Below are 21223 nucleotides of genomic sequence, written 5' to 3' on the forward strand. Positions count from 1 at the left end.
GTCAGCCCCCTCAGGTATAGTGGATGCGGCGGTCGATCAGCCGGAACTGAAAGATCGTGAGCGCCAGGACAAGGACCATCAGAATGACCGACTGTGCCGACGAACCACCCAGATCGTTGCCACGGAAACCATCCACGTAGACCTTGTAAACCAGGGTCATCGGGTTGTTCCCCGGCTCACCTTTCACAAGGGTGTCGACGATGCCGAAGGTGTCGAACAGCGCATAGGTGATGTTGATGATCAGCAGGAAGAAACCAGTCGGCGCCAGCAGCGGAAACGTGACATCCCAGAACCGGCCTGTGGCGGAGCGATTGTCGATTAGCGCTGCTTCGCGCACAGAACGCGGGATCGACTGAAGCCCGGACAGGAAGAAGATGAAGTTGACCGGGATCTGTTTCCAGACCGAAACCAGGACCATGGCGGCGGCAGTGTCATTGAAGTTCACGCCAAGAACAAAGTCCCAGCCAAAGAAGCCCGCGAGGCGTGTCAAAGGCCCCCAGCTTTGGTCGAACATGATCAAGCCGATAAAGCCCGCAACCGGAGGTGCCACCGCGTAGACCCACATCAGAAGGGTTCGGTAGGTGCGTGCGCCGCGCAGAACATTATCCGCCTTAACCGCCAGCAACAGCGCAATCGCCAACGAGAAGAAGGTCACAAGGACCGTAAAGACTAGAGTGAAAATCGCGACACGGCGATATTCGGAATTGCCAAGTAGATCGGTGTAATTATCCAACCCGACGAAGGTCGAGCCAAACCCAAACGGGTCCTGAAGGTAGAAGGACGACTGGATTGCATGCCAGGCGGGCCAATAGAAGAAAATAGCGATAATGACGAGCTGCGGCATAAGCAACAGGATCGGCATCCACTTGGTCGAGAATCCGGCGCGTTTCACGGTGTGCCTCTTCGTTGGAATGCGTGACGGCCGCAGGGGCTGCGGCCGTCACAAGTAAGGGGAAGCCCCGCGATTAGCCTTGGGTCTTGGCGAAACGGGCCAGCAGGTTGTTGGCTTCGGCTTCGATGGCATTGAACGCGTCTTCAACCGATGTTTCACCAGTCAGGATGCGACCATATTCGCGGTTCATTACGTCGCGGATCTGCACGTAAAAGCCCATGCGATAGCCTTTGGTGTTGTCACCACCGGGCAGCGACAGCTGCTGGATGCCAACCTCGGCAGCAGGGGCACGGTCATAATGGCCGTCCGCTTTCGCCATTTCATAAGCGGCTTCGGTGATCGGCACATACCCGGTCTCTTTGTGCCAGAAATACTGCACCTCAGAAGACGTCAGGAAGTCGAAGAACGCAGCGGTTGCCTTGTTTTCTTCGGCATCATGACCAGCCATCGCGAACAGGGACGCACCACCGATGAAAGTCTGCGTCGGCTCTTTGGTCACACCTTCCCAGTAGGGCAGCATGGTTGCGGAGAAATCAAACGGCAGGTCTTTCTTGCTCAGGCCACCAAAGGAGCCGGAAGAACCGAGCCACATGGCAACCTTGCCTTCTTCAAACGGCGTCTGATTGTCACCCCAGCCCGTGCCGAACCATTCGAAATGGCCCTTTTCCTGCCAGTCGGTCACGGCGGTGAAATGCGCTTTGATCGCGTCATTGTTCACTAGAATCTGAGTGTCGACGCTGTCGTAGCCATTGTTGTTGGTCGCAAACGGCAGGTTGTGGCGGGAATGGAAGTTCTCGGTGAAGATCCAGGGCAGGTGAGATTGCGACAAGGCGGTATAACCAGCCTCTTTCAGCGCGGGCGCGGTCACGGTCTGGAATTCTTCCCAGGTTTTGGGTGCGGTAACACCTGCTTTTTCCAACGCCTGGATATTGTAATACATGATGGGCGTGGAGGAGTTGAACGGCATGCCGATCATCTTGCCATCGCTGTCGGCGTAGAAATAGCGCACGCCAGCGATGTAGTCGTTGATGTCGAAATCAACGCCATTGTCGGCCAGCAGATCCTGAACCGGGATGGTCGCGCCCTTCGCGCCAATCACGGTAGCGGCGCCGGCGTCAAACACCTGCATCACATTGGGTTGCTCACCCGCGCGGAAGGCGGCGATGCCCGCAGTCAGAGTCTCTTCATAGGTGCCCTTGAAAACCGGGGTGATCTTATACTCATCCTGGCTCGCGTTGAAGTCGGATGCGATCTGGTTGACGGTATCACCCAGCGCACCACCCATGGCGTGCCACCAGGTGATTTCAGTTTCGGCATATGCAGCATTGGCGGCGAATGCCAGCGTGGCAGCGGTTGTGAACGCAATACGTTTCATCTTCTGTCTCCGGTCCTCCGTCGCCCAGTTGCGAGCGAGCGGTTCCAATTGAACCACGGCGACCGGTTCAGCCCGCCGCGGTATTATGAATTGGCCTCCCCTTAGGCCAGTGAGCTCTGCTGCAGCAGCGCTTGAAGCGCTTTTGTCTCAGGAACGAGTCCATTGCACCAGACCTGCACACGTGTTCATATAGGGGCGGTATGTAACGGTTGTGTCAAGGGTTTCGGTGTTTAACGAAAAAAACATCCCGCCCGAGAGGGACGACATATGAAACGACAAAGCCCAGCAGCTGGCAGGCGGCTTCCGCGCGTGACAGCAGCGGATGTAGCTGAAATCGCAGGTGTTTCACGCTCAGCAGTGTCACGAGCCTTCACCGAGGGCGCCTATCTTGATCAGGAAAAACGCGAGCGCATCCTCTTGGCAGCGCATGAGCTGGGCTATCAACCGAATGCACTGGCGGCCACATTGCAGGGCGCCCGCTCCAATCTGGTTGCGGTCTTTGCTGGTGAGATGCGGAATGAATACGACAAGGAAGCAACCTCTGCTCTGATTGCTGGCCTGAACGCTGCGGGTAAATGGCCTGTGGTTATCGCTGGTAGTGGTGACCACGCCCGTGATGCCGTCACTCAGGTATTGCGCTATCCGCTGGACGCAATGATTCTGCGCAGTGGCAGCCTCGCCACCGAGATCGTCGATCTCTGCAGCAAGCTGCATATTCCCGTTATCGCCTCCGGTCGGATTATCGATGCTGAGCGGGTCGATAATATATGTCTGCGCAACCACCAGGCGGCGATGTTGGCAGCAGATTTGTTTGCGAAACGGGGGCGGCAGCGAGTCGCCTTAGTGGGTGGACCGGACGACTTCGGCGCGACCGCTGAGCGCCGGAACGGGCTGCTCGACGGCCTGACGAAACATCAGCTCACCCTGGCCGGAGAAATCAAAGGAAATTACACCACCGAGAGCGGATATTTCGCCACGCAGCGATTGTTGGAACAGGCCAACTTCGACGGAATATTCTGTGCCAATGATGCCATGGCCATCGGGGCACTCGGGGCGCTAAAGGACGCAGGGCGGCTTGTATCACAGGATATCTCGGTCATCGGTTTTGATGATATCGAAATGGCCCGCTGGCCGACCATCCGGCTTACCACATTGCGCAACCCGATTGCTGACATGGTCACTGCGGTATTGCGCTGTCTAGATCGGCGCCTTGACCACCCGCAGGCACAGGAAGAGACCGTGCTGCTGGATGCAGAAATCATCCTGCGTGACACTCATTGACCACCATCGCCTGTTTACTAGCGGCAGCCCCAATAACTTACCACCTAAGGCAGATCTACCCGCCTGCGACCTCAGACGATGAAGTCATTTTCCGCGCCCCAAGGCGCAGGCGCCAGATTGTGTCCAGACTTGTTTGCTCCTCGCATGATGATGCTTTCCCTCCTGGGTTGAGCTAGGATAGGCTGAGGCCCGAACTTAGCACTCCAGAAGAGCTATCAGAGGACGGTTGGTAGATCCGTTCTTGCGAAGAATCCACCTGCCAGAGAGCGCGTGCCAACCGGTCATTGTTCAGCAAGTCCGGGGTTTCATCAGTGCCGCGCCAAGGCACCAACTCTCCCCCGTCTGAAAGCGACCGTACCTCCCGGCGCGCCAGCACAGGCAAAATGCGGGGTCCGTAGGCCTGCTCCACCCGATAGAGTATCAGTTGCGGCAGGCATTTATAGAGGCACAGCCGATCTGCCGGGCGAAGCGTTGAAACAGCCATCGGACCCGGGTAAAACGTTTCGCTGGGGATCCCGTTGGACATAAGATTATCATGCGTTTTCAGCAGGATATGCACGTATGTTACCTGCGTCATCTCGCATGCAAAAGACGCAAAATCAGTCATCTGGGCCAAGTGCTTAGCTCGCAGATGCAACGGTCGACCACTGCTACGATGCTTCATAAGGATGCAATGCTGAGGCGACACAACAGGTGCCCCGTCGCTGCCAAAAGCGTCAGAGTTCAATCGAACCGGCATCAGCGCTTCCGGTAACTGTTTGCGAGCAGTTGTGGAGAAAGAGGCGCCAACCCAGAGGACGCGCTGCACCCCTGCACCCAAAGTTGTGACGTAATCACCCGGACTGAGTTCCTCGGCCCTTACCGGCCCGGTTGGCGTATCAATCAGCGTCCCGGCCGTAAAACAAGGAATGCCCATTGCATACATTTCAGGCCCGCTATCCACCTGCGACGACTGAACCCCGACCAGCGTAATACTCTCTCCGTTCGGGAAGGTCATGATCGCGTCGCCGGTTCCGTCACCATTGGTATCGGTCACCACGATATCACCGATTTTGACCGGATCTCCGGCCAAATTCGTGAGGCCCGAAACATCCAGTTGATCAACGGTGGTTCCGTCACCGCTGTCGCCCAGATCAAAGTTGTAGATCAGATCTGAGCCAGATCCATCTTCCAGTATCACCTCATCGCGATCCGTATCTGCCGTCAGCTGAATTGTATCGTCACCGGTCCCGCCAATGACCGTGTCAGATCCCGTTCCCGCATCGATATAGTCGCCACCAGTGCCACCATCGAGATAATCATCGCCGGCCCCGCCGCGCAGATCATCAGTGCCCGAACCACCTAGGATAGTGTCGTCACCGCCACCACTGTTCACGTAGGCGAGGTTCCCAGATTGAGCCGACCCGTCAATATAATCTGATTTCTCTGTCCCAGTTATGCTTTCGATTTCGGAAAACTGGGCCGTATCACTGCCGACGGTAACTGTGCCGGCCTCAGGTCCCGACATGGTGATCACGGCCCCAGAAGAAAGCTGAGACAGATCGAGGGAATCCTGATCAACCCCACCCTCACCGCCAGTGATGGTATCGTTCCCAAAACCATCTTGCAGGATGATCTGATCCTGCCCGTCCCCCCCATCGATACTATCTGCTCCGTATCCGCCGGTTAGGGTGTCGTCGCCCTCGCCCCCGCTGAGTGTCGCGCCACTTATAACGGAAGTGCCGAAAAACTGTGCTGGATCCGAGATCGCAGCGCCGCCATCATTGTAGAACCGAAACGACTGGGTATTCCCGTTGGCATAGGTCACGACAAAGTCCGACACGCCGGAGCTGGCGAGCGTGTTTGTGAACGAAACAGGCTCTTCCGAAAGGTAGACTTTGTCGATCCCGACATCAAATTGGCTCACCCCCAGAAAGGCGCCATCAGTGGTATTCAAAACCGTAATTGAATCGTAGACGTCATCGCTGCCGGTTGTTCCTGGTGTGCCCCCCATTGAAATTGAGCTGCTGCTGGAACTGCCGGGGTTCCAGGCAAAATCGTTGCTGTCATAGTCACCAGATGCAGATCCCCCATCGGAAACTACTGTCGCGCCTGACGGTGCAACGGAGCCCCCTGATGCGGCATTTACCGTGATTTGATCGTTGCCGGCGCCGCCAACTAGGGTGTCACCGCTTGACCCCGTTACAACGTCGTCCCCCGAGCCGGCGTCAATGGAATCTGCCCCCGCCCCGCCGTCGACGGTATCAGCCCCCGCACCGGTGGAGATCGTGTCGTCTCCCATACCACCCGTGACGCTGTTGTCACCACCGCCGGTTTGGACATTGATCGCCGAGGTCGCAGCAGAGCCATCTAGCGTATCGTGTCCAGAATGGAGGTAGAACCGTTCAAATTCCCAGAAATAGGCTGTCTGGCCGCCAAATGTGACAGTGCCATCACCATCGCCGGTAAAGGTGACGTTGACATCAACACCGGCGTAGTCACCATAAACTTCGAGCATATCGCCCAAAGTTTCGCCAGTTTCGCCACCATAAAGCGACTCGCCATCCATGTTGTCGTAGATGGCCACCCAATCATCACCACCCTCACCATAGAAAGTGTCGTTACCGGTATCGGTGTCGTAGTTGTCGCTCCCCTCGCCGCCAAAGATAATGTCATCGCCTGAGGAGCCGGTCAGATAGTCATCACCATCGCCGCCATAGATAACGTTGTCATTGGCATCGCCGCTAATCGTGTCGTTGCCAGATGTGCCCGACATTGAATTAGCGGGGATCGTCGTGGCGTTGGCGGATCCGCTCGTCGTGTACCAAGTGTCTGGTACAAAATAAACATTCCCGTCACTGCCGTAGTGATAGGTGCCGGTGTCGGTAACGTTTGAGTAGGTCTGACCGTCGCCCTGGTATTGCCCGCTCCAGGTCCAGCTGCCGGTTCCGATAACATCCGATGAGGTGAAAGCAGATTGATTGGCAGAGATTCCATCCCCGGAATCCAACGTGCCGTCACCTAGCGTAACAAGATATCCAACTGCCATGTTCAGCCTCCAAGATGACCGCTCTTCGAGGGCACGCAAACTGCATCAGGCGCATCTCAGCGGGTACACCACCCTAGACAAGGAGGGTTGAAAAGGGGTGAAGACCCTAGCGGGCAAAACTCGGAAAGCAGATTCGGTGCAATAAATCCAAAATACTGCTAACTCCAACCGTTGAGCTGATCGCAGAATATAGTGAAGACTTGGTTACGTGCTCTTCTGAAATGCCATCGCTTTGAGGTTGGCCTGCTCTCCAACTGAGCAGGCAGACGATGGAAAAGAAGCCGGCTCCCTATCTTGTGTGTGACCGACGACCTCATCCGGGAATGCCTGGCTAAGTGACGCTCCCACCCACAGCCGAAACCACTCGCGCATAAAACAGGGGTATTTCGCCCTTTTTCAAGCGCTCTGCGTGTTGCGATGTTGTCAGAAAAGCCAGTGGCTGGGGTGGTAGGATTCGAACCTACGATCTTCAGTACCAAAAACTGTTGCCTTACCACTTGGCCACACCCCATCGGTGAGCGGCTGTCTAAAGGCAGATATCGGGAGGCGCAAGGGGGTTTTTGGAAAAAAATGCAGTTTTCGCGCTTCCCTTTGATCCCACGGATTGGCCTTGGAAATCACCGCCTGCGATCTTTGGTTTTTCGTGGTTCACCCGGTCTTTACAAGGATCGCTCCTGCGCGTTTTCCGGCTTCCACGGCGTGATGCGCCTTAGCTGTATCGACCAGGTCGAAGACCGCAGCAATAGGAGGCTGAAGCGCGCCCTGAGCTGCAGCGGCGTTGATCCGTTCGATGGCATTGTGCCGGGCCTCTGCGAGCAGCAGATAGACCAGCGCCATTTCCAGTGTCACAGCTTTGAACATCAAGGGATAAAACGGCAGGTTTGGGGTCATGTTCCGCGCCGATCCATATGCGGCGATGCGCCCGTTGGGGGCGATAACGGCGGTGTCGACCGTACAGTTGGCACCGAATTCGACCTCAACAATGTGATCCATGGGGCGGCCCCCGTTTGCGGCCAAGATCTGTTCGGCCAGATCATCCTCAGCGTAACTCAGCACCGCATCGGCGCCAACACGTCGGACGCGATCAAAATCCTCTGGCGAGCAGGTGGCAACCACCCGCGCACCACCCCATTTGGCCAGCTGCACCGCCAGCAGACCAACAGTACCGGCTCCTCCCTGTACCAGCACGGTTTTGCCGCCGACATCACCGCCAGAAAACACCGTGTGGGCCGCTGTAAGCCCTGGAATACCCAGAACTGCCCCCTGTTGCAGGGTCAGCCCAGCGGGCAAAGCGACAGCCTGATCCGCAGGCAGGGTGATCGAACAGGCTGCAGTGCCATTTGGACGCTGCCACTGACCATTCCAGATCCAGACTTCCTCACCGATCCGGGCCGGATCAACTCCTTCGCCCACCTCGACGATCACCCCAGATCCGTCGCTATGCGGGACAATCACGGGATAGGGTAGTTCAGAGACACCGGCACGGGCACCGGCCCTCGCCTTCACATCCGATGGGTTGACGCCAGAATAGGCCAGTTCAACGCGGAGCTCGCCCCGCGCAGGCGCGATATCGGGCAAATCCTCCAACTGCAGCACAGTTTCCGCCGATCCAAATGCCCGATATGTGATCGCTTTCATAATGTGGCCCTTTTCACCTGATGCTACCGACCGCCTGCTCCGACAGGACCAGGCGTCAGTCACCCCGCAAAAGAGCGAAGACGCGGCGGGCTTGCAAGCCCCCGCGTCTGCGTTGCTTTCACCGGGGTTGAAAATCACCCGGCTTTCATCGTGTTCAGGCAGGAACGCCTGCAGATCTCAGCGCCTTGCTCCAGTCCTTGCCAAAGGAGGCATTGGGGGCAGCATGGTCCTTTTCATAGCGGGCGATATTGAAGCCCGGCTGGACATCCAAGAGGGACTTCACAACATCCCGCGCCTTTGCCGTCTGACCCATCGAGTGCAGGGCAATGGCCTTCGTCCGCAACGTTGCCGGGAACGTCGGGTTAGCCTGTAGCGACCGATCCGCAAGGCTAATCGCGCGGTCATAGTTCTGTGCCCCAAGATTGGCCGTCGCCGAGAGCGAATCGAAATAGTATCGCTGCGGCCCAAGAGGTGACAGCCGACGCGCGGCATCGGTCAGGCGTACAGCGTCTTCCGGCTGGTTCTGATAGGCGAGTGTGGTCCCTTTCAGCAGCAAGGCCAGGGCTTCGTTCGGGTTGTCCTTCAACGCAAGATCATAGGAATCCTGCGCCAGATCAAAGCGGAACATCAGATGGCTGGCGATCAATCCGCGCACCGTCAACGCCAGAGAGAAGGAAGGGTCCTGCGCCAGTGCCGCCGCAACCAACTGATTGGCCAGATGTGCATCCAGCTGCCGATCAGTCGAGAACCCCTTCTGGACCCGCATCACATGCCACATGGCCATCCATGTCAGAGCAACCGGGTGCTGTACCTCTCGCTCCAACAATACCGCGAGAATTTCCTGCGCCTGATTGAACTGCGGCAACTGCATGTCCTGCATCAGTGCAATCGCCGCCATCAGCAGCGTATGGCTGTCGTGTTTGGACAGGGGGCGAAAGCCGACCAGTCGCACTGACTCTCCCACAACCGTCCATCCGATCTGCGCAGTCACATCCCGCAACGCGGCACTACAGCCGCTGGTCAGTGACGAGAGGGCCTCCGTGAAATCACGGGACCAGATGACCCGCTCACGCTCGGCATCATGCAGATCGACCTGTAACCGATACGTCTGCCCGGTAACATTTACCGTTCCTGAGACCAGATAATTGGCGCCCGCCATCGAGTAGACTTCGCTTGGCCGGATCTGATGCGGATCAAACTGCCGCGAGGCCAGATAAGACGTCACGCAAAAGGCGTGGCTGCGCGACAGATGGCGCACCAATTCCTCAGAGAGCAATGCACCGAGCGGCGATTTCGCATCTCCGGGCGCACGGTGCACAAACGGTAGAACCGCAATCGGTGGCAGCAGGCTGTCAAGCACCGCACGGCTATAGTTCCGCAGCATTCCGGTGGCAGCCCGGTTCCGCGCATCGGCTCGTGTCAGCTCATTGCGCTGCTGTTCCAACCAGACTGCAAATGTCGTCTCATGCGGGAGTTCGAATCCCTCCATGAAATCGCCTTTTCCCGGATCCGCATCCACTTCGATCTTGGACAAATCCAGTACCACGCGCTCCCGATTTGCAGAGAGTAGAGTCGCGCAGTCCGCGCCAAGATGTCTTCGAAGGGTCGAAAGCGCGGTCCGCAGGCTCGCCTTGGCCTGTTCTGGCTGCGCCAAACTCCAAAGTGTGCGCTCCAGAAAGGCCCGCGTTCGGACCCCCCCCTCTGCGGTAGACAAAAGTGCCAATAGTGCTTGGTGCTTTGAGCCGAGGAGAATACTTTCTCCATCGGGCAGAAAAACTCCAAAAGCGCCAAAATGGCGAATTCTAAGTTTATTTTCCATATCCCAAACCCACTGTCTCTAGCAATTCAACCGGAACCCAAACCCCCTATCCCGACAAAATTGATTACCCACGAATTAACCATCTCACAGGAAACAGTGAAAGTCACCATAAATAATACAACCTAAAGGATTTTAAAAAGTTTGAATAACGAACTTTTGTAGCAAGTCCAACTTAGCCTCGCCGTTGTTCGCAGGCACTCACAGTAGAGTACGTAATCTGTATGCAGGGCAGCGCTGGGTTTGGGACCAAACCCCCTCATCCTCATCGCCTCGTGACGCCAGTGCGAGGGCTAATGGTATAAAAAACAGAATCTTACAGGTCGAATACGAGGTTACATCTACCCTGCGCCCATTTCATGTGGGGTCGCTAGGTCAGCAAATACACGCAATAGTTGTCCTTGAGTTAAATGCCCGGCACGAAGCGATACCCACCGCCGGTTGCCTCGACATACCCCATACCACCATCGGGCAGATGATAGCCCACAACCAACAGCTGTTCAGAGGCCAGTTGTTGTAACAGCTGCTGGCGCACCCGTGCCGCGGTAACTGGATCCTGATCTGACGCAATCTCCCAGCTCGGTTCAGAGAAACTGACATGAGCATTGGTAACTGCATCCCCCAAGATCATAATCCTGTCGGTTCCACGAGCGATCTCAAACGACATATGGCCAGGCGAATGGCCAAAGGTGGCGCGCGCAGCGATGCCGGGCAGGAGCTCGACACCGTCATCAAAGAGAGTGATTCCATCTGCCAGTATCTCCATTCGGCGACGCGCACCGACGGCCATGGACGCCCTGTCCTCGCCGATTGTATCGACAGTCGCCGGATCAAACCAATAGTCCCACTCCTGACGCCCCATCAAATGCTTTGCGTTGGCAAAAAGCGGATCGTCGAAATCGTCCAGAACCCCCCAGAGGTGGTCCGGATGGCAATGGGTGAAGACAACGTGGGTAATATCCTCGGGGCTGATCCCGGCCGCTGCCAATGCATCCGGCAACAGACCTGTCCCATCCTGAAAACCAGGCCCAGCACCCGCATCGAAGAGAACAATGCGATCCGCATCACGCAGAAGCGTGATATTGATCGCCGGCGTCAGCGGGTCGTCAGGAGTCATCCCATGCTTTGCCAGAACCGGCGCGAGCATGGCGGGATCTAGGTCACCGTATAAAAACGACGGTGGCAGACGCATCTGACCATCGGACAGGCTGAGAACCTCCGCACCACCAAGCGAGACCCTGGTCTCGGCCCAGACGCGACCCGCTGGCAGCAAAGCCATCCCCGCCCCCAACCCCTGCACGAAACGCCGTCTTGTCACTGTCATGATCTGCCTCCCTCGACACTCCTGAATGATATTCAAATATGTGCATGAAATGAAGCCCACTCAGACCTGATCTCTCGGATTGTTTCCTCAGAACAAAAAAGAGCCTGCAGATCGCAGTCTGCAGGCTCTCCATTTTCTCATTGCAGGAATACTGCTTACTTCCGGCTCAATTCTTTCCAGAGACCATTTTCGACCACCGAAATAACAATGACATCGGCACCCCGATGATCATCGGGGCCATAGGTGATCTGCGTGTCAGTCAGCGCATCAAAGAAATCGAGGCTTTCCATCCCCTTGATGAAGCTATCATGCGTCAGCTCAGGGCCCGCCGCCTCCAGCGCGTTCACCACGGTATTGGCCGCACTATATCCAAGCATGGCAAAGCCACCGGCGGGCTGGCCGAACTTGGCCTCATAATCCGCCATAAACTTGGCAGGCACTTCATCATCGGCCCGTGCGATTAGATCCGCCCAGCCAGCTGCCGCATATAGCCCATCTGTCACACCACCAGGTACGGCGGCCACCACTTCAAGAAACCCGGCTGAGGTGTTGAGAAACTTCACATCTGTCCAGCCCAATTTCTTGGCTGTGCCAACCACTGTGATCCCCTGGCGTACACCAAGCGCCATAGTCACGACATCGCAACCTTCCGCCTTCAGCTTTGTGAGGGAGCCGACAAAATCCAGTTCGTCCGGTTTGTGTGTGGTCTCTGCGGCGAAACGCAAGCCCAAGTCGGCGGCAATATCCGCGCTGCCCTCCCTGATCTCCTTGCCAAAGTCGGACGGGATGTACATGGAGCAGACTTCCTTGGCATCGAACTCCTCCGCTAGGTAGCTCACCCCGGCCTGCACCTGATCGTAGTAGCTGGAAAAGCCGATGAATTTATTGTCCACCGGGTCCTGCAACATCTGACGCGCAGCAGTCAGCGGGCTGATATTGGGAATGCCTTTCGGGTCGAGCAGTTTGAAACCTGCGATATTCATCGGCGTCCCAAGCGACAACAGCATCGCAAAAACCTGATCGCGGTTCAGAAGCTTGTTGTAGCCCTGCATGGCCCGCGGGATCTGGTAGCCGTTGTCTTCCACCACAAAACGGATCTGACGGCCATGGACGCCGCCATTGGCATTGGCTTCATCAAAACGCAGATTGGCGCCATTTACCGCAGGAACGCCCACAGCAGCAAAGATACCGCTCAGGTCACTCACCGACCCCAACACGATTTCACTGTCACTGACACCCTGAGTGTCCGCCATCGCCTGTGGCGCAAGCCCGGCTGCCAGAGCTACCCCGACAAGCTTCGCTGTCCATGTCTTCATCTGCGCTTACTCCCTTGTGTCCCCCGGCGCGGATGCGCCTGTTTGTCAGTACATCTGGTCGATCAGGTTCTTGTGCTTTTTCTCCACCAGCCCGCGTTTCAACTTCATCGTTGCGGTCAGTTCGTCATCTTCAGCCGTCAGCAGGACGTTGATCAGGCGGAAATCCTTGATCTGTTCGACCCGCGCGAAATCCCTGTTCACCGCGTCGACCTCCCCCCGGATCAGATCAACAACCTGTTCCGCCGCGCAGAGCGAGGCAAAATCACTAAACGGGATTTTTCGGTCCTGGGCAAATTTCTCGACGTTTTCCTGATCAATCATAATCAGGCAGGTCAGGAATTTGCGCCGATCACCAATCACAACTGCGTCGGAAATATAGTGGCTGAATTTCAACCGGCTCTCGATTTCCGCCGGGGTGATATTTTTCCCACCAGCGGTGATAATAATGTCCTTGATCCGCCCGGTGATGGTTAAAAAACCTGCATCATCCAGCTGTCCGACATCGCCTGTACGCAGCCAGCCGTCCTCGGTGTAGGTTTCAGCGGTTTTTTCGGGCTTGTTCCAGTAGCCCTGGAAATTATTCAGCCCCCAAAGTTGGATCTCGCCATCCGGCGCGATGCGGATCTCGACACCCGGCACCGCCTGGCCAACGGTGCCCGGACGATGCGACAAGACCCGGTTGGCAGCGGTCAGACCGGCGTTTTCGGTCATCCCGTAGCCTTCAATCAGAGGCACCCCGATCGACCAGTACCAGCGTAGCAACTCAGGTGAGATCGGTGCCGCACCCGTGCCGCCCCGGCGCAACCGGTCCAGCCCCAGCATGCGGCGCAGATTACGCAGGACCAGCAGATCCCAGATCCGGTAGCGCAGGGCAATGCCGGACGGGACGGGTTTTGCGGCAAGCACATAGTTGGCCCGCGCCGCGCCCGCCGCAACCGCCCGGTTGAAGGCCCAGCGGCCCAGCCATGTCGCCTCCTGCGCCAGCACCAGAACGCGGGAATAGACTTTCTCCCAGACGCGCGGCACCGCAAAGAAGGTTGCAGGCGAGACCTCCTGAATATTGTCAAATACCGTTTCCGGGCTTTCAGCGAAGTTGACCGTACTGCCCGCCGCCATGGGCAGATAGACTGAGACATTGCGCTCAAGAATATGGCAGAGCGGCAGGAAACACAGCTGTTCATCCGTGGCGTAGCATTCCAGCGACCGCGCGCCGGACTCCATCGTGGCCAGAATATTCTCATGCCTCAGCATGGCGCCCTTAGGCAGACCGGTGGTGCCCGAGGTATAGATCAGCAGCGCAGTGTCATCCGGCCGAGATCGTGCCACCGCATCCTCGAACGCCGTTGGGTTGGCGATTTTGTAGGCCGCCCCCTGATCATAGAGCTGATCAAGAAACAGACATTTTTCATGCCGGAGATCATGCAGCCCGTCGCGGTCCAGAATGATCACCCAGCGCAGGTGCGGAACCTCCGCCTCGATCTCCAGAAACTTGTCCAGCTGTTCGTCATTCTCCACCACCAGAAACCGGCTGCCGCTGTCGTTGACCAGATAGGCCAGCTGCTGCGCTGAATCCGTGGTGTAGACCCCCGAGGCAATTGCTCCAGCGCCCTGAATACCCATATCGAGGTAGAGCCATTCCTTGCGATCCTCGCTGAGGATTGAGACCACTTCGCCGCGCTCCAGCCCAAGCGCCATCAGTCCGAGACCGATCTTCTCGGCGTGGTCCCAATAGTCCTGCCAGGAATAGGCCTTCCAGATGCCCATGTCCTTTTCCCGGTGAGCGGTGCGAGGGCCAAGCGTGCGGCAGCGCAAGGCAAACAACTTCGCCACCGTATCGCAGCGATCTACCATGACCGGCCGCTGCCCGGGCGTCGCGTTGTAGCTGGCACCATTCAGCACAACCTGAGGCAACAGGGCCGTTTCCCCGTCCTGCTCTGCTCTGCGATCTGCCGCCACCACTGTCTGTGTCACCGTTATCCCCATCCGCGCTTGAACCCGTGTTTTTGCGCCTGTTCAGGCATCTTGGTCAGCGCCATGTTTTCTTGCGCTTCCAGCGTTTTTCACTACGTTGCCCTGCTTCCTGATGGCCCAGGTAGAATGACTTGATGTCCTCGCTCTCCATCAGCCGGTCGGCGCTGCCGTCCATGACAATGCGCCCGATTTCCATGACATAACCGACATGAGCCAGTTCAAGCGCGATGCGGGCGTTCTGTTCCACCAACATCATGGTCACCCCCTCGTCTCGGTTCAGTCGTTTGAGGATGCCGAAAATTTCCTGCACCAGTAGCGGCGACAGCCCCAGGCTTGGCTCATCCAGAAGCATGATCCGCGGGCGCAGCATCAAACCGCGGCCAATCGCCAGCATCTGCTGCTGGCCACCCGACAGCGTCCCGGCCTCCTGATGGCGCCGCTCCGCCAGAATGGGAAAATAGTCGAACACCATCTGGCGGTCACGCTCGATCTCCGCCTGATCGCGCCGGGTGTAGGCACCCAGTGTCAGGTTTTCCTCAACACTCAGAAGGGGAAAAACCTCCCGCCCCTCCGGCACATGCACGATGCCGCGCCGAACGATACGGTGCGGTTCTTCGCCTTGGATCTCTTCACCATTAAAACTGACACTGCCCTTTTCAGGATCCATGATCCCCGAGATCGTCTTTAGCAGCGTCGACTTCCCAGCCCCATTTGCGCCCAGAACAGTGACAATCTGACCGGCCTGCACCGACAGGGAGACACCGCGAATGGCCATGATGGGGCCGTAGAAACTCTCCAGATTGCGGATATCCAACAAGGCTGCGCCCATCACACCGCCCCCGCGCCCAGGTAGGCCTCGATCACCGCAGGATTGGCCTGAACCTCAGCCGGGGTGCCCTCCGCCAATTTGGCACCATCCGCCAGCGCCAGCACACGGTCCGATACGCTGGAGACCAGCCCCATATCATGTTCCACCATAAGAACGGTGATCCCCATCTGCTTTCGGATATCATCGATCCACCAGCGCATGTCCTGAGTTTCTTCAACCGACAGGCCGGAGGCGGGTTCATCCAAGAGCAAAAGGCGCGGGCCCAATGCCAGCGCGCGACCCAGTTCAACTACCTTGCGCACCCCATATGGCAGCCCGGCGATCATCTTGTCGCGGTAGGCCTGCAAGTCAAGAAAGTCGATCACCTCTTCCACCGCGGCCCGGTGGCGCCGCTCTTCGCGCCGGACGCGCGGCGTGAAGAACAGCTCTTCCATCAGCGTGCTGCGTCGGTGGCGATGCCGCCCGACCAGCAGGTTCTGCAACACGGTCGCATGGTCGAACAGCTCGATATTCTGGAATGTCCGTGCGACACCCAAATCGGCGACCGCATCGGCTTTGGACTGCAGCAGGTCCCGCCCGTCAAAACTCAGACGCCCCGAATGCGGTTGGTAGAACCGGGAAATCAGATTGAAAACCGTCGACTTACCCGCCCCGTTAGGGCCGACGATGGCGTAGACCTCTCCCTCCTCGACCGAGAAGCTGAGGTCATTCACCGCCACCACGCCTCCAAATTTCAGCGTCGCGTGTTCGATCTCCAACAGGCTCATCTGAGGCGCTCCGTCTTGAGATAGGATTTCTGGCGGCGGAACATGTCTTTGCGGGCAAAGGGGAACAGCTCAAACCAGATGCGGATCTTCAGCCATCGCCCATAAAGCCCCATCGGCTCAAACAGGATGAACAGGATCAGGATCATGCCAAAGACGCCGGTTTCCAGCCCCGGAATGGCGACACCACTGCCCAGAACACTGTCTTTGAGGATCGACAGCCCCTGCGGCAGGAACGCAACCACCACCGCTCCAAAGAACGCACCGTGAATAGATCCAAGCCCCCCGATGACGATCATCATCAGCAAGGTGATGGAGATCACCAAGGAGAATGTCTCATTGTTGAAAGCGCCCGCATAATATCCCATCAACGCCCCGGCCCAACCGGTGATCATGCAACTCAGCCCGAAAGCGGTCGCCTTGGTGCGGGCAATATGAACACCCATCGCGGTGGCGCTGACCTCGCTGTCGCGCACCGCAGCAAACGCCCGGCCAAGCGGTGAGCGCAGCAGATTTCGATAAAACAACGTGCAGATTACCGTAACGCCGAGCACGAGATAGTAGAACCGCACCGGCATCGTCCAACGCTCGATCTCAATACCGAACAAGCGGATCACATCGGGGAATTTACCCGAAACACCGCCAGTCCAGGGTTCCAGCAAAACGATGATATCATCGGCGAGGATCGACAGGGCAATCGTCGCAATGGCGAGGTATATCCCATGCAGGCGCAGCGCCGGAATAGCGATGATGCCCCCCACGATCCCCGTAATCACACCCGCCAATGGAAAGGCCACTATAAAAGGCAGACCCTGTTCGATCAGGATGGTATTGGCGTAGCAGCCAATTGCCAGAAACGCCGCATGCCCGAGGCTGGCCTGACCGGTTTGCCCAGTCAGCAGCATCAGCCCCAGTCCTGCAATCGCCCAGATCAGCACATTGGTGACTTCGCCGATGTAGAACTCATTGATCAGCAGCGGCAGCGCCAATGCCAACATGACCAACGCGCCGTAGACCAGCAGGCTGTGGCGGTCTGGAAACAGGCGAATATCGTGATCGTAGCTGGTTTTGAATTGGATCCGCATCGTCTCAGACCTTCTTCGTGCGGACTTGGCTGAACAGGCCATGTGGGCGGAACAATAGAACGGCCAGCAACAGCACATAGGGGGCAATCTGTGAATACCCTGCCGCGAGATATCGCGCGGCAAAGGGTTCAATGACGCCCACGATCACCCCCCCTGCCAGGGCGCCCGGCAGCGAACCGAAACCGCCAATGACTGCCGCTGCGAAAGCCTTGATCCCCAGCAGCCCCGCATTCGGATCAATCGCCCCTTTGGAAGCAAAGAGAATGCCTGCAACCGCCGCAGTTGCCCCGGAGAGCCCCCAGATCAGCCCCTGTACCCGTTTGACAGGAATGCCCATGAAATAAGCCGCCATCTGGTTCTGACTGGCCGCCTGCATCGCCAATCCCAGTTTGGTGCGCTGAAAGAACTGATAGAGCGACCAGGTCAGCAGCACGGTCACAATTATGATCGCCAGATCCGCCAATCCCAGCACAACCCCTGCGAGTTGCACATCACCTAGGGCAAGCGGGCTTTCCAGCGTTTGCGGCTCATGCCCCCAGATGGCGCCCGCGAAAAACCGGATAACAAAGCCGAGCGCGATGGTCAGAATAACCACCGCCGTCTGGTTCTGACCGAAAAGATGGCGCAGGATCACCAGATCCAGCAGATACCCAAGCCCGGCCATGATCGCGATCGACAAGGGGGCCGCCAGCCAGAACGGCAGATGCAGATATTCGGCGTTGGTCAGCCCCAGCGTGACAAAGGCGCCGAGCATCATGAAATCGCCCTGGGCGAAATTGACCGCTTCGGTCGCCTTGTAGATCAGCACAAAGCCAAGCGCGATCAGACCGTAAACACAGCCATTCGCAAGCCCGCTGACCAGCAGCTGCACTCCGTCCAAATTGTCCTCCCCTGCCCGTTCAGGGCGGTTTTCGCGTATTTTTGTTCGATGCAGACCTCCTCAAGCCCGCTCGCTACGGCGACTAAACCCAGAGTAGAGAGATAGATTTTCACCTGTCAATGCACGCGACCCTGCGTCAGAGCCAGAAAAACAGGCTACCAGTTTCGCAGGAAGCACCTAACATTCGCGCCGGATCTACAGCCCGCAGCAGCACCGAAACAGGCCGCGTCTTCGCTGTCAGCTGCAGACATTCTTCAGTGCGGCGCAAAATCTGGCCGCGGCTGGGGACAGGCGGTGTTCACTGCGCAAGCACAGCCCAACCGGCCCACGGGTGCTGTCCGTATCCAATGGCAACGCCACCAGAACTCCGCTAGCAAGATCGGATCGCACAACACCGTGGCTGATCACCCAGATTGCCTGATGTGCCAACGTAAACTGGCGGCCGAACGTCGAAGACACCGTCTCGATGGCCGCATCAGGCATGGGAATGCCCTGCTCCAGGAACATCCGCTCAACCGATGAACGTATGATCGACGCCGGTGGCGGCATCAGTACCGGATACTTGCCGAACAGCGCATCCGGCAACTGTGCGGCATCCAGCCTTGTCAGCGGATGGTCAGGCGCCACAACCACCGTTACCCGTTCGCGAAACAGCGGATCGAAATCCAGCCCAACCATGTTTTCAGGGGCGGGCAAACGCCCGACCACGACGTCCAGTTCTCCCCGTCGCAACAGATCGAGGAGATATTGATTGTCACCCGACATCACCGAAAACCGGTTGCGCCCGCCTTGCTCCCAGATACTGGCCAGTGCTTCTGGTACCACGGTGGCCGACACCGTCGGCAAAGCACCAATTGTGACTTTCGATCCTTCTGCCGCATCCAGCCCGCGCAGCATCTCAACACCATCACGCGTCAGCGCCAGACTGCGCCCGGCATAGTCCCGAAACATCTCGCCATAGGCAGACAGACGAATACCGCGTCCGTGCTTCTCCACTAGCGGCTTCTCACATACCGCTTCCAGCTCACGCAGGGCGCGCGTCACCGCCGGTTGGGTCATACCCAACCGCTCCGCAGCCTGGGTGACGCTCATCTTTCGCGCAACCTCGACAAAGACCTCCAGATGGCGGAGTTTCAACTGAGACGAAAGGCGCATATCATTTTCGACATAAAACTATCCATATTGCAGGATTATACAGACCAATTACGATATGAGATAACACATAGCGAATGGAGAAGCAGATGCGCAAGCCACAGTATGACGCAGGTCAGAACATTCGCCGAGAGGTCTTGGGAGCCGCCCATGTCACCAACGCAGATGCGGCCACAACCCCATTGGACGCGCCGTTTCAGCAGCTGATTACCGAAGCCGCGTGGGGCACGGTCTGGGCTTCAGATCAGATCAGCCGCCGCGAGCGGTCTATGCTGACGCTGGCGCTCTTGGCAGCGCTCGGCAATTTTGATGAGATCCCGATGCACATACGCGCAACCGCAAACACAGGGGCAACGCCCGAGGATATTGCAGAAGTTTTTCAGCATGTCGCCATTTATGCCGGGGTGCCACGCGCCAATCATGCGTTGAAGCTCGCCAAGACAACCTATGCCGAGATGGCCGCCGAAAAAGAGGCCACAGACAACCGTGCAGGAGACAGCCATGACGCCCCCTGATTACTTCTCCCGCGACCGACGTTGGCACCCGCCCGCTTTTACACCGGACTACAAAACATCGGTTAGCCGGTCACCGCGATTGCCCCTGCTCAGTCTGGAGAACACGGCGAGCGAAATCACCGGCCCGACCTTTGCGCCAACTGACATCGCAGAAGGCGACAACGATCTTCTGACCAATTTCGCGCGTGATGGCGGCAGTCCAATCGGAGAGCGGATCCTGCTGCATGGCCGGGTCTTGGACGAAAACGCACGACCTGTCCCCAACACGTTGGTAGAAATCTGGCAGGCCAATGCCTCTGGTCGGTACCGGCACAAGAAAGACGGCTATTTGGGCGCATTAGACCCGAATTTCGGAGGCTGCGGACGGGTGCTGACTGATGACAACGGCGCCTATGCTTTTCGCACGGTGAAGCCGGGGGCTTACCCTTGGCGCAATGGCATCAACGACTGGCGTCCGGCACATATCCATGTTTCGGTCTTCGGCAGCGCCTTTGCCCAGCGCTTGATCACCCAGCTTTACTTCGAAGGCGATCCGCTGATTGCCCGCTGCCCCATCGTCAGCACCATTCCGGATCCCGCCGCCGTGCAGCAGTTGATCGCGCGGCTGGATATGAATGAAACCCGTCCACTGGATATGATCGCTTATCGGTTCGACATCGTTCTGCGCGGGCGTCGGTCGACGATGTTCGAAAACCGAATGGAGGGGAACTGATGACGTCGCTGAAGGAAACACCATCGCAAACCGCAGGGCCTTATGTTCATATCGGCCTCGCCCCCGGCGCCGCAGGTTTTGATATCTACGAGACCGAGCTGGGGCAGGATATCGCGGGGCCAGAGGCCAAGGGCCAGCGCATTCGCATAGAAGGCCGGGTTCTGGATGGCACTGGAACCCCGCTGAAGGACGTGTTGATCGAGGTCTGGCAGGCCAATGCCAAGGGGATATATGCGCATCGGGAGACGCCCCAACCGGAAGGGGAGCCACAACAGGTCGAAGCTGGTTTCCGGGGCTGGGGACGTGTGATTTCTGATTTTGACACCGGCGACTGGCAGTTTGAAACCGTGAAACCCGGTCCGGTTCGCAGGCGCGACAGTCGGATGATGGCGCCTCATATCAACCTCTGGATTGTGGCGCGCGGTATCAACCTTGGCCTGAATACCCGGCTCTACTTCGAGGAAGAGCGGAAGGCGAATGACAACGACCCTGTTCTGAAGCTGATTGAGCAAACCGGTCGGCGCCACACCCTCCTTGCCCGGACACAGGATCAGGCGAACACCGGCACCGTAGAAACACCTTCGGTCTATCGCTTCGACATTCATCTGCAAGGGCCGGATGAAACCGTGTTCTTTGATATCTGAG

Annotated in this window: 17 protein-coding genes and 1 tRNA gene; 4 read left to right on the forward strand and 14 right to left on the reverse strand. The window is 57.6% G+C overall.

Annotated elements, in window-relative coordinates; translation table 11 throughout:
- Positions 1 to 10: 10 nt before the first annotated feature.
- On the reverse strand, positions 11 to 892 hold the full coding sequence (locus INHI_RS0114850) for an ABC transporter permease subunit (RefSeq protein WP_014878985.1): 882 nt from the start codon (positions 890 to 892) through the stop codon (positions 11 to 13).
- Between the two features lie 73 nt (positions 893 to 965).
- Entirely contained in the window at positions 966 to 2267 is a 1302-nt protein-coding gene (locus INHI_RS0114855) for an extracellular solute-binding protein (protein ID WP_024098572.1), read from the reverse strand.
- 267 nt (positions 2268 to 2534) lie between these two features.
- Between INHI_RS0114855 and INHI_RS0114860 the strand changes: the two genes are divergently transcribed.
- Complete coding sequence (locus INHI_RS0114860) at positions 2535 to 3548, forward strand: LacI family DNA-binding transcriptional regulator (protein WP_014878983.1); 1014 nt, start codon at positions 2535 to 2537, stop codon at positions 3546 to 3548.
- A 172-nt stretch (positions 3549 to 3720) separates the two neighbouring features.
- Here the strand turns inward: INHI_RS0114860 and INHI_RS0114865 are convergent, their stop codons facing one another.
- From INHI_RS0114865 to pcaQ, 12 genes are all read right to left on the reverse strand, one after another.
- Complete coding sequence (locus tag INHI_RS0114865) at positions 3721 to 6576, reverse strand: Hint domain-containing protein (protein WP_027248140.1); 2856 nt, start codon at positions 6574 to 6576, stop codon at positions 3721 to 3723.
- Positions 6577 to 7012: 436 nt separating this feature from the next.
- Positions 7013 to 7087 (reverse strand) — tRNA-Gln (locus tag INHI_RS0114870).
- Positions 7088 to 7224: 137 nt separating this feature from the next.
- Entirely contained in the window at positions 7225 to 8214 is a 990-nt protein-coding gene (locus tag INHI_RS0114875; protein WP_027248141.1) for an NADPH:quinone reductase, read from the reverse strand.
- A gap of 154 nt (positions 8215 to 8368) precedes the next feature.
- Complete coding sequence (locus tag INHI_RS0114880; protein ID WP_027248142.1) at positions 8369 to 10033, reverse strand: tetratricopeptide repeat protein; 1665 nt, start codon at positions 10031 to 10033, stop codon at positions 8369 to 8371.
- Between the two features lie 403 nt (positions 10034 to 10436).
- Positions 10437 to 11354 carry an MBL fold metallo-hydrolase gene (locus INHI_RS0114885; RefSeq protein ID WP_027248143.1) on the reverse strand — a complete coding sequence of 306 codons (918 nt, stop codon included), beginning with the start codon at positions 11352 to 11354 and terminating at the stop codon, positions 10437 to 10439.
- A 155-nt stretch (positions 11355 to 11509) separates the two neighbouring features.
- The gene (locus INHI_RS0114890) at positions 11510 to 12670 is read right to left on the reverse strand and encodes an ABC transporter substrate-binding protein (protein ID WP_027248144.1); all 1161 of its coding nucleotides are present in this window, start codon (positions 12668 to 12670) and stop codon (positions 11510 to 11512) included.
- Positions 12671 to 12715: 45 nt separating this feature from the next.
- Complete coding sequence (locus INHI_RS0114895) at positions 12716 to 14653, reverse strand: AMP-dependent synthetase/ligase (RefSeq protein WP_036767114.1); 1938 nt, start codon at positions 14651 to 14653, stop codon at positions 12716 to 12718.
- A gap of 43 nt (positions 14654 to 14696) precedes the next feature.
- Positions 14697 to 15470, reverse strand: coding sequence for an ABC transporter ATP-binding protein (locus INHI_RS0114900; protein ID WP_014878976.1), 774 nt, complete (start codon positions 15468 to 15470; stop codon positions 14697 to 14699).
- Positions 15470 to 16237, reverse strand: a complete 768-nt coding sequence (locus tag INHI_RS0114905; protein WP_027248146.1) for an ABC transporter ATP-binding protein — start codon at positions 16235 to 16237, stop codon at positions 15470 to 15472. Before INHI_RS0114905 ends, INHI_RS0114900 begins: the two co-directional genes overlap by 1 nt.
- Positions 16234 to 17319 carry a branched-chain amino acid ABC transporter permease gene (locus INHI_RS0114910; protein ID WP_027248147.1) on the reverse strand — a complete coding sequence of 362 codons (1086 nt, stop codon included), beginning with the start codon at positions 17317 to 17319 and terminating at the stop codon, positions 16234 to 16236. The genes INHI_RS0114905 and INHI_RS0114910 overlap by 4 nt, the downstream gene beginning before the upstream one ends.
- Before the next feature lie 4 nt (positions 17320 to 17323).
- Positions 17324 to 18199, reverse strand: coding sequence for a branched-chain amino acid ABC transporter permease (locus INHI_RS0114915; protein ID WP_027248148.1), 876 nt, complete (start codon positions 18197 to 18199; stop codon positions 17324 to 17326).
- Between the two features lie 237 nt (positions 18200 to 18436).
- Entirely contained in the window at positions 18437 to 19354 is a 918-nt protein-coding gene (pcaQ, locus tag INHI_RS0114920; RefSeq protein ID WP_014873364.1) for a pca operon transcription factor PcaQ, read from the reverse strand.
- 86 nt (positions 19355 to 19440) lie between these two features.
- Here pcaQ and pcaC point away from each other — a divergent pair, with 86 nt between their 5' ends.
- Genes pcaC through pcaG form a run of 3 tightly spaced genes read left to right on the forward strand, consistent with a single transcriptional unit; the run spans position 19441 to position 21222 of the window.
- On the forward strand, positions 19441 to 19866 hold the full coding sequence (gene pcaC, locus INHI_RS0114925) for a 4-carboxymuconolactone decarboxylase (protein ID WP_027248149.1): 426 nt from the start codon (positions 19441 to 19443) through the stop codon (positions 19864 to 19866).
- A complete protein-coding gene (gene pcaH, locus INHI_RS0114930) occupies positions 19853 to 20578 on the forward strand; it encodes a protocatechuate 3,4-dioxygenase subunit beta (protein ID WP_027248150.1) in 726 nt (241 codons plus the stop codon). Before pcaC ends, pcaH begins: the two co-directional genes overlap by 14 nt.
- Complete coding sequence (gene pcaG / locus INHI_RS0114935; protein ID WP_027248151.1) at positions 20578 to 21222, forward strand: protocatechuate 3,4-dioxygenase subunit alpha; 645 nt, start codon at positions 20578 to 20580, stop codon at positions 21220 to 21222. Before pcaH ends, pcaG begins: the two co-directional genes overlap by 1 nt.
- Position 21223 lies beyond the last annotated feature (1 nt).

Source organism: Phaeobacter inhibens DSM 16374, from assembly GCF_000473105.1.
In the GTDB taxonomy this organism is placed as follows: domain Bacteria; phylum Pseudomonadota; class Alphaproteobacteria; order Rhodobacterales; family Rhodobacteraceae; genus Phaeobacter; species Phaeobacter inhibens.